General features: G+C 71.4%; 10 protein-coding genes. 2 read left to right on the forward strand and 8 right to left on the reverse strand.

Features of this window, described 5'->3' with window-relative positions; all coding sequences use genetic code 11:
• Together B4M60_RS10890 and B4M60_RS10895 are read right to left on the reverse strand one after the other, a co-directional pair.
• Window positions 1–946, reverse strand: a 946-nt coding sequence (locus tag B4M60_RS10890) for an AAA family ATPase (RefSeq protein WP_291083556.1), incomplete at its 3' end; no start/stop codon positions are given.
• A 120-nt stretch (window positions 947–1,066) separates the two neighbouring features.
• Window positions 1,067–1,906, reverse strand: a complete 840-nt coding sequence (locus B4M60_RS10895) for a tRNA (adenine-N1)-methyltransferase (RefSeq protein ID WP_291083559.1) — start codon at window positions 1,904–1,906, stop codon at window positions 1,067–1,069.
• Window positions 1,907–1,964: 58 nt separating this feature from the next.
• On the opposite strand from B4M60_RS10895, the gene B4M60_RS10900 reads away from it, so the two are divergent.
• Complete coding sequence (locus B4M60_RS10900; RefSeq protein WP_291083563.1) at window positions 1,965–2,858, forward strand: RecB family exonuclease; 894 nt, start codon at window positions 1,965–1,967, stop codon at window positions 2,856–2,858.
• Complete coding sequence (locus tag B4M60_RS10905) at window positions 2,855–3,622, forward strand: thioesterase family protein (RefSeq protein ID WP_291083566.1); 768 nt, start codon at window positions 2,855–2,857, stop codon at window positions 3,620–3,622. The genes B4M60_RS10900 and B4M60_RS10905 overlap by 4 nt, the downstream gene beginning before the upstream one ends.
• A gap of 13 nt (window positions 3,623–3,635) precedes the next feature.
• Here B4M60_RS10905 and hisG read toward each other — a convergent pair whose 3' ends face one another.
• The 6 genes from hisG to B4M60_RS10935 all read right to left on the reverse strand — a co-directional run.
• A complete protein-coding gene (gene hisG, locus B4M60_RS10910) occupies window positions 3,636–4,487 on the reverse strand; it encodes an ATP phosphoribosyltransferase (protein WP_291083569.1) in 852 nt (283 codons plus the stop codon).
• A gap of 48 nt (window positions 4,488–4,535) precedes the next feature.
• Window positions 4,536–4,799 (reverse strand): phosphoribosyl-ATP diphosphatase, encoded by a 264-nt coding sequence (locus B4M60_RS10915; protein WP_291083572.1) that lies wholly within the window; start codon window positions 4,797–4,799, stop codon window positions 4,536–4,538.
• Entirely contained in the window at window positions 4,796–5,512 is a 717-nt protein-coding gene (locus B4M60_RS10920) for an HAD family hydrolase (RefSeq protein WP_291083575.1), read from the reverse strand. Before B4M60_RS10920 ends, B4M60_RS10915 begins: the two co-directional genes overlap by 4 nt.
• 71 nt (window positions 5,513–5,583) lie before the next feature.
• A complete protein-coding gene (locus tag B4M60_RS10925) occupies window positions 5,584–6,111 on the reverse strand; it encodes a hypothetical protein (RefSeq protein ID WP_291083577.1) in 528 nt (175 codons plus the stop codon).
• A gap of 98 nt (window positions 6,112–6,209) precedes the next feature.
• Window positions 6,210–8,144, reverse strand: a complete 1,935-nt coding sequence (locus B4M60_RS10930) for a heavy metal translocating P-type ATPase (RefSeq protein ID WP_291083580.1) — start codon at window positions 8,142–8,144, stop codon at window positions 6,210–6,212.
• Window positions 8,145–8,208: 64 nt separating this feature from the next.
• Window positions 8,209–9,550: vitamin B12 dependent-methionine synthase activation domain-containing protein (locus B4M60_RS10935; protein WP_291083583.1), on the reverse strand; the 1,342-nt coding region annotated here is incomplete at its 5' end.

A 9,550-nucleotide genomic window follows, 5' to 3' on the forward strand; every position in this document is an offset into this window, starting at 1 on the left:
ACTTGTTGAGCAGCTCGGGGCCCTTGATGGAGAGGAAGTAGGAGTTGGGGTACCGGCCGTCGGTGACGTCCTCCCCCCGCGACTGCGCGGCCGCCCGCGCCAACGAGTGGGCGACCGCCTTGGCGATCAGCGTCTTGCCGCACCCGGGCGGGCCGTACAGCAGCACGCCCTTGGGCGGGGACAGGTGGAACTCCCGGTACAGGTCGTGATGGATGAACGGCAGCTCGATCGCGTCCCGGATCTGCTCGATCTGCGGGCCGAGCCCGCCGATGTCGGAGTAGTCGACCATGGGGATCTCCTCGAGGAGGAGCTCGTCGACCTCGGCCTTGGGGACGACCTCGAACGCCACGGCGGACTTGGGGTCCACCAGCACCGCGTCGCCGGGCCGGACGGGCGCGGGACGGGTGGCCGTCCGCCCGCCGCGCAGCCCCGCCGAGAGGTGGACGATGTGCTCCTCGTCATTGCCCATCACCACCCGGGCCCGCTCGCCGTCGGCCAGGACGTCCCGGAACACCGCGGTGACGCCGGTGACCGGCAGCTCGGCGGAGGCCTCGACGACGGTCATCGCCTCGTTGAGACGGACCGTGACACCGGCCGTGAGGTCGGAGGCGTCGACCCCGGGCGCGAGGGTGAGCCGCATCCGCCGACCGGCGGCCATGACCTCCGCGGTGTCCGGGTCGGTCGGGTCCTTCAGCACGACGCCGTAGGTGCTGGGCGGCGTACCGAGGCGCTCGACCTCACCCTTGAGGGTCCGGAGCTGGTCGCGGGAGTCCTTGAGGAGCTCGGCGAGGCGGACGTTGCGTGCGCCCAGGGCGTCGATCTTGATCGACTTCTCGCGGTCCGAACGGGCCCCCTCGTCCACGGCCTCCCGCAGCCGCGCGAGCTCCGCCCGGTCCAGCGTGACCCTGTCCTGGTCCCGCCCGGCCGGGGAACGTCCCTCGGTCACCGCGATCACCTGCCTTCCGACTCGCCGACGATTCACCTCGTCGTCGTCGACTCCACCCTATCGCCGGGGTGGATCACCGGGGTCGGGGGCGGGTGAGCGCGCCTCCGTGGCGGCGGTGGGTCAGTGCTTGCCCGCCCGGCGCTTGGGCTTGAGCGTGGTGACTCCCTCGGCCAGCCGGCGCGCGGTGACGAGGAAGGCGGTGTGCCCCTGGATGCGGTGCTCCGGGCGCACGGCCAGTCCCACGACGTGCCAGCCACGGTTGATGGACTCCCACGCCCGCGGCTCGGTCCAGCACTCCTGGCGCCGCAGGGTCTCCACCACGTCGGACAGCTGCGTGGTGGTGGCCACGTACACCACCAGCACCCCGCCGGGCACCAGGACGTCGCCCACCGTGGGCAGGCACTCCCACGGGGCGAGCATGTCCAGCACCACGCGGTCCACCTGGCCGCCCAGCGCCTCGACCGAGGCCTCCGACAGGTCGGCGATGCGCAGGTCCCAGTTGTCCGGGTGGTCGCCGTAGAAGGTCCGGACGTTGCGCTCGGCGTGCTCGGCGTGGTCCTCGCGGATCTCGTAGGAGATCACCCTGCCCTCGGGGCCGACGGCGCGGAGCAGGGAGCAGGTCAGGGCGCCGGAGCCGGCGCCGGCCTCCAGGACGCGGGCCCCCGGGAACATGTCGCCCTCGTGGACGATCTGCGCGGCGTCCTTGGGGTAGATGACCTGCGCGCCGCGCGGCATGGACAGGACGTAGTCGGTGAGCAGCGGGCGCAGTGCGAGGTAGTGGGACTCCTTGGTCGAGGTGACGATCGACCCCTCCGGTGTCCCGATGAGGTCGTCATGGCGGACGGCGCCGTGGTGGGTGAAGAACTCCGCGCCCTCGACCAGGACGACGGTGTACTTGCGCCCCTTGGTGTCGGTGAGCTGGACACGATCGCCCACGACGAACGGACCGGATCGCTGCACTGTGGACCTCCATGGGGGCGGCGGCCGAGTGTCCGACCGGTTGTCTACCCTGCCAGGTGTGACGGATCCTCTGGAAATCGGTGGCGTGGCCCCGCCCGCGCGCAGGCCTCTCGCGCTGTCGGCCTCACGGGCGGCGGACTTCAGGCAGTGCCCGCTGCTGTACCGGCTCAGGGCGATCGACAGGATCCCGGAGCCCAGGACGCGGGCGCAGGTGCTCGGCACCGTGGTCCACTCGGTACTGGAGGAGTTGTACGGGCTGGAGCAGCCCGAGCGGGCGCCCGAGCGGGCCGCGGGTCTGGTGCCGGCCGCCGTCGACCGCTTCTACGAGCTGGACGGAGGGACGGAGGTCGTGCCGCACGCCGCCCGGCCCGAGTTCGAGGCCGAGGTCTCGGCCCTGGTGTCTGCGCTGTACGGCGTCGAGGATCCCCGGCGGTTCTCCCCCGCCGCCTGCGAGCAGTACCTTGTGACCGCCACCTCGGCGGGGACGCCGCTCCACGGCTACCTGGACCGCGTCGACCTGGCCCCCACCGGGGAGGTGCGGGTGGTCGACTACAAGACGGGCAGGCCCCCGAACCCGCGGTACCAGGATCAGGCGATGTTCCAGATGCGGTTCTACGCCCTGATGTACCACCGGATCCACGAGGTCCTGCCCGCACAGCTCAAGCTGATCTACCTCAAGAACGGCAGCTGGCTCACCCTCAGTCCCGACCTGGCGACCCTCGTGGCCACGGAGTCGGAACTGGATGTGCTGTGGTCAGAGATCGAGCGGGCCGGACGGGCCGGGGTGTTCCCCCCGCGCACCTCGCGATTGTGCGACTGGTGTAATCACCAGGCACTGTGTCCGGCGTTCGGGGGCACCCCGCCGGAGTACCCGGGATGGCCGGGCAGCCGCGCGGTACCCGGCCGGGACACCCTGCCCGGGTCCCCGATCTCAGAGGAGGACGAACGATGACGGAGGCCTACTTCGAACCGCTGGGCACCGACGACGGCTGGGAGGTCTTCCGCGCGACCCCGCACACGGTGAGCGCCTGGGGTCCCGACCTCCAACACGGCGCCCCGCCCTCGGCGATCCTCACCCGGGCCATGGACCGGCTCGAGCGTTCGGACGGGACCCGGATCGCCCGCATCACCGTGGATCTGCTGGGGCCGGTGCCGCTCGGCGAGCTCCGCACCCGGGCGCGGGTGACGCGCCCCGGGCGGCGGATCCAGCTTCTCGAATCCGAGCTCCACGCCGGGGGCCGGGTCGTCGCCCGCGCGAGCGCCTGGCGGATGGCCATCGGCGACACCGCCGAGGTCGAGCAGACCGCGGCCGAGCGTCGGGACCTTCCTGGGGCGGACCACAACAGCGAGTTCTTCAACCGCTGGACCAGCGGATACATCGACTCCCTCGAGATTCGCGGCTCCGAGGACGGAGCCGTGTGGGCGCGCCCGACGCTCCCCCTGGTCGCGGGCGAGGAGATGACCCCCGCCGAGCGGGTCATGTCGGTGGCGGACATCGCGAACGGCGTCGGGGCGGTCCTCGAACCCGACCAGTGGCGCTTCCTCAACACCGACGTGGTGATGCACCTGCACCGGCGACCCGTCGGCGAGTGGATCGGGGTCACCGCCGAGGCCTCGATCGGCCCGGACGGCGTGGGCGCCACCGCGGGCACCCTCTACGACGAGGTGGGAGCGATCGGGCACACGCTGCAGGCGCTGCTCGTCGAGCGGGCCTGAGCCGCGCCGCGGCTCAGCCCATCCGGCAGGATCGGATGTCGGTGGCGATGATCGCCTTGGCACCCGCGGCGGCCAGCTCGTCCATGATCGCGTTGACTCTCCGCCGCGGCACCATCGACCTGACCGCCACCCACGCCGGGTCCGCCATCGGCGAGACGGTGGGCGATTCGATCCCCGGGGTGATGGCCGACACCGACTCGAGCAGTTCCTTGGGGCAGTCGTAGTCCAGCATCATGTACTGCTGGGCAAACACAACGCCCTGCAGCCGCGCCCGGATCTGAGCCATGGCCGGGGTGATCTCGGCGCCGGTCCGCGCGATCAGGACTCCCATCGAGTCGCAGAGCACGTCCCCGAACGCCTCGAGGTCGTGCACCTTGAGCGTCCGGCCCGAGCCCACGACGTCCGCGATGCAGTCGGCCACGCCGAGCTGGATGGAGATCTCCACCGCGCCGTCCAGCCGGATGACCTCCGCCTCGACCCCCCGCCGCCGCAGGTCCTTGCGGACGATGTTCGGGTAGGACGTGGCGATCCTCGATCCGGCCAGCCGGTCGGTGGTCCACCCCGCGCCGGCCGGACCGGCGTAGCGGAAGGTGGAGTGCCCGAAGCCCAGGTCGAGGAGATCGTCCACCTCGGCCATCGAGTCGGCCGCCAGGTCGCGGCCGGTGATCCCGAGTTCGAGCCGCCCGGAACCCACGTAGACCGCGATGTCCTTGGGGCGGAGGAAATAGAACTCGACGTCGTTCTCACGGTCGATCAGGGAGAGGTCCTTGCTCCCCTCCGAGCGACGGCGGTACCCCGCCTCGGAGAGCATCTCCGAGGCGGCTTCGGACAGGGCGCCCTTGTTGGGCACTGCGACGCGCAGCATGATGGCGGCTCCAGGATCGGGTGCGGGAGTGGTGGGGAGATGGGGCGGCTAGAGGTGCCGGTAGACGTCCTCGAGCCCGAGACCGCGCTTGAGCATCATGACCTGGGTCCAGTAGAGAAGCTGCGAGATCTCCTCCGCCAGCTCGTCGTCCGACTGGTACTCGGCCGCGATCCACACCTCGCCGGCCTCCTCGTTGATCTTCTTACCGAGGTGATGTACGCCCTTGTCGAAGGAGGCGACGGTGCCGGAGCCCTCCGGGCGCGCGGCGATGCGCTCGGACAGCTCGGCGAACAGAGAATCGAAGGTCTTCACGCGCCCGATTCTCCCACAGCCGCGCCCACCGGCCTCCCCGAGGTGAGGGCGACGAGCCCGGCCGAGTCCACGCCCTCGAGGCTTGGGTGGGTGTGCGCCCCCACCACGTCGGGCTGGCCGGCCGTCGACGGCACGTACAGGACCCGGCACCCCGCCGCGACGGCCGCGGTGGCCCCGGTGACCGAGTCCTCCACCGCGACGGCCGCGAACGAGTCGATCCCCAGCTCGGCGCACGCGAGCAGATATGGATCCGGCGCGGGCTTGGGGTCGGTCACCATGCAGCCGGTCACCACCACGTCGAAGCGCGACCGGTCGATGAATTCCAGGGGGACGGCGGCCACGTCCGCCGTCGTGTTGGTCACCAGGGCGACGGGGGTGCCGGCGGACGCGAGATCCTCCAGGAGGTCCTCCGCCCCCGGCCGCCACGTCATGTCGGTCCGCATGAGGTCGGTGACGCGCGAGTTGAGCCGGTGCGCGAGGCGGTCGTACTCCGCCCCGTCGATGGTGCGGCCGGTGTACTCGGAGAGGATCTCGAAGAACCCGCGGAGCGAGTTGCCCAGCGTGCGCTCGCGCGTGGACTCGTCCAGCGGGCGGCCCATGTGCTCCGCGAGCTCGTAGACGGCGATGTCCCACAGTCGCTCGGTGTCGACGAGGGTGCCGTCCATGTCGAGACAGACGGCGGCCGGGGCACGATCACGCGAATTGCTGGTCACGGCCTCTTGTCTACCCGACGCCGTGCGGCCGGGGGTGCCGCGCCCTGACCGGAGGGATCGGGCGCGGGCCGCTACGCGCAGGGATTCGCGGGGACGATGAACCTCTCGGTGTGCGTGGCCGACCCGAACGGCACGGCCGACCCCGGCGCCATCGTGGGCAGGATGGATCTGCTGACCGTGATGGTCACCGCCAGCCGGCCGGTCCCGGTGACCTGGCCTCCGATGCCCACCTCGGGGCCGGTCGACCGGACCGTCCGGGCACCCGTGGCACCGGTGTCGAGGTTGTGCCACCCCACGGTGGCGGAGTTGAACGGGAACAGGGTGGCGGAGAAGTCGAACGATCCGACGGGGTGGTCGAGGTCCCTGGCGTTGGCGCTCAGCGCCTGGTGGAAGAGGTCGTCCCCGCCCAGCGTGCAGGTGGTGAACGCTCCGAAGCGGATCGTGTGCTCGCCGCCGAGCGGGTACGGCATCCGCACATCCCAGGCGGGCGACTCGTGCCACACCTGGGCCGAGGCCGCAGGGGGCGCGGCCACGGCCACTCCCCCGGCGAGCAGCGTCGCGGCGCCGACGAGGGCGGCTGATCGACGGATGGTGGTCATGGGTGGCTCCTCGTGGGGTTTGGCCGACGGAGGACTCCGGGGCGCACGTCCCTACCGGTCTATCGCCGGGGGCTCTCCGGGTGTTAGCCGCGTCACCTCTACCTGTCGCTCCCGGTGGCCTCCCGCCACCCGTCGAAGTCGCTGAGCTTGCGTGGCGCCATCACCACGCGCGCCGAGTTGAGGATCGCGAGGACGTCGATGACCTCCTGCGCGATCGCTCCGGCGAGTGGGGTGAGGAGACCGAAGACGGCGAGGAGCATCCCGACCACCGAGGCGGCCATCCCGCCCAGCGCCGACTGCAGGGCGATCCGGCGCATGCGTGTGCCGATGTGGAGGAGGTCGTCGAGCCGTTCCAGCGAGGAATCCAGCACCACGGCGTCGGCGGCCTCGGACGTGACATCGGAGGTGGCGCCGAAGGCGACCCCGGCGGTCGCGGCGGTCATCGCCGGGGCGTCGTTGATCCCGTCGCCGAGGAACAGGGTCGGGCCCGCGGCCGTGCGTTCGCGCACGATCTCGAGCTTGCCCTCCGGACTGACGCCGCCGTACACCTCCGTGATGCCCACCCGATCCGCCAGGCGGCGGACCTCGGCCTCGCGGTCACCGGAGATGATCATCATCCGCTTGACCCCGTGCGCGTGCGGGAGGTGCGCGATGAAGTCACCGGCGGTGGCCCGCGGCTCGTCGCGGAACCGGAGGGTCGCCGCGTAGCGGGAGTCGATGAGGACTATCGATTCCAACCCCGTCTCGATCTGCGGGAGAAGTCCGGTCGCGCCGGGATCGACGTCGGCGAGCCCGCGGCGATTGGTCAACCGGAGGCTGCGGCCGCCGACCTCGCCGACCAGCCCGGCACCGGGTTTCTCGGCGACGGAGCTCAGCGGCGGGGTGTCCAGGCCCCGCTCGGTGGCCGCGTCGACGACGGCCCTCGCGAGGGGGTGGCGGGAGTAGACCTCGACCGCCGCGGCGGCGGCGAGGATGTCGTCGGGATCGTCGCCCGGTCGCGCGATGATCTCGGTCAACACCGGGCGCCCGTAGGTCAGGGTGCCGGTCTTGTCGAACATCACCGTCTCGACCCTCCCGACGTCCTCGAGCATCGCCGGGTTCCTGATGATGATGCCGCGCTTGGCGGCGAGGGAGATGGCCCCGATGATCGCGACGGGGACCCCGATGAGCAGGGGGCAAGGCGTGGCCACCACCACCACCGCGAGGAAGCGGGTGGGGTCGCCGGAGATCGCCCACCCGAGGATGCCGAGGGCCAGGGCGACCAGGGTGTACCACGCGCCCAGGCGGTCGGCGAGGCGACGCATCGGGGGGCGGTGCTCCTCGGCGTCCCGCAGTACGCCGACGATCTGCGCGTATCGCGAGTCCGCCGCGACCCGCTCGGCGCGGACGGTCAACGCGACATCGCCGTTGATGGCACCGGAGAGCACCTGGGAACCGGGTGACTTGGGGACGACGTACGGCTCGCCGGTGAGGTACGACTCGTCCATGGCGCCGTTGCCGTCCACCACCTCGCCGTCGACGGGGCACAACTCGTGCGGCAGGACCAGCAGGAGGTCGTCGACCCGGACGTCGTCGGCGCCGAGGTCGTCCACACCCTCGGACGGCGAGGAGCCGCGGAGGCGGTGGGCGACCGCCGGGCTGCGCCGGGCGAGGGCGTCGAGGACGGCCGACGCCCTCCGCGACGCCGCCGCCTCGAGCGCCTCGCCCCCGGACAGCATCAGGACGATGATCGCGGCGACCAGCCACTCGGAGAGCGCGACCGCGGTGACGATCGACACCGCGGCGAGCATGTCGGCCCCGCCGGCGCTCCTCACCGCCGAGCGGACCACCTCGATGATGAGCGGGATCCCCCCGACCACCACCACGGCGACCAGGGGGGCGCGGATCGCCCACTCCGCCGTGGCGGAGACGGCGGGGTCGGTGAGCGCGCGTGTGACGAGGTAGATCGCGATCGCCAGGATCGTGGCCATCGCCAGGACGCCCTGTCGCGAGGCCACGAACGTGCGGAGAGCCCCGTCCCGGGTGGAGGTCATGTGTCCATCATCTACGAACGACACGCCCCCTACCAGCAAGGACAGGCTGGCCTGGCCGCACCGGTCAGACGTTGAAGTACTTGGCCTCCGGGTGGTACAGCACAAACGCGTCGGTCGACTGTTCCGGGTGGAGCTGCAGCTCCTCCGACAGCTCGACGCCGATCCGCTCCGGCTTCAGCAGGTCCACCACGACCCGCCGGGACTCGAGGTCCGGGCAGGCGCCGTAGCCGAAGCTGTACCGGGCCCCCCGGTACTTGAGGTCGAAGTAGTCCTGGATCGCGTCGGGATCCTCGTCCGAGACCGCTCCCTCGGGCAGCGTCAGCTCATCGCGGACCCGCCGATGCCAGTACTCGGCCAGCGCCTCGGTGAGCTGGACCGACAGTCCGTGGACCTCGAGGTAGTCGCGGTAGTTGTCGGCCGCGAACAGCTCGTTGGCGAAGTCCGCGATCGGCCTGCCCATCGTCACCAGCTGGAACGGGAGCACGTCGACCACACCCTCGGCCTCACAGCGCGCCTTGGAGGCGATGAAGTCGGGAATGGCGAGGAAGCGCGGCCGCTGCTGGCGCGGGAACGAGATCCGATGCAACACCTCGGCGTCCGGCCGCGGCTCGGCCAGGATGCAGATGTCGTCCCCCTCGGAGTAGGCCGGGAAGTAACCGTAGACCACCGCCGAGTGGGACAGGATCCGCTCGGTGGTGAGGCGGTCGATCCACGCGCGCATGCGGGGCCGGCCCTCGGTGGCGACGAGCTCGTCGTAGTCGGGTCCGTCCCCACCGCGCGCGGCGCGCAGCCCCCACTGCCCGAAGAACAGGGCGCGCTCGTCCAGGTGGTCGGCGTAGTCGGCCACCGGGATGCCCTTGGCGATCCGGGTGCCCCAGAAGGGCGGCGTCGCCAGGGGCTGGTCCGCCGCGACGTCGGATCGCTCCGGGACCACGACGGGCGCGGCCTCGGCCGCCCGCTTGGCGGCGATCCGCTCGCTCCGGGCGCGGCGCTCGCGCCGCTCGGCGGCCTTGGCCGACGCCTCCGAGGACTCCGACATCGGCACGCCGGTCCGCTTGGACGTCATCACCTCGTCCATGAGCCGCAGCCCCTCGAACGCGTCGCGGGCGTAGAACACCTCGCCCTCGTACATCCCGGCGAGGTCCACCTCGACGTAGGCGCGGGTCAGCGCCGCGCCGCCCAGCAGTACCGGGAACTCGGAGGCGATGCCCTCCGAGTTGAGCTCGGCGAGGTTGTCCTTCATCACGACGGTCGACTTGACCAGCAACCCGGACATGCCGATCACGTCGGCCCTGTGCTCACGGGCCGCGGCGATGATGTCCGCGATCGGACGCTTGATCCCGATGTTGACCACGTCGTAGCCGTTGTTGGACAGGATGATGTCCACCAGGTTCTTGCCGATGTCG

Origin of the sequence: Dietzia sp. UBA5065 (assembly GCA_002415925.1) — a bacterium.
Taxonomy (GTDB): domain Bacteria; phylum Actinomycetota; class Actinomycetes; order Mycobacteriales; family Mycobacteriaceae; genus Dietzia.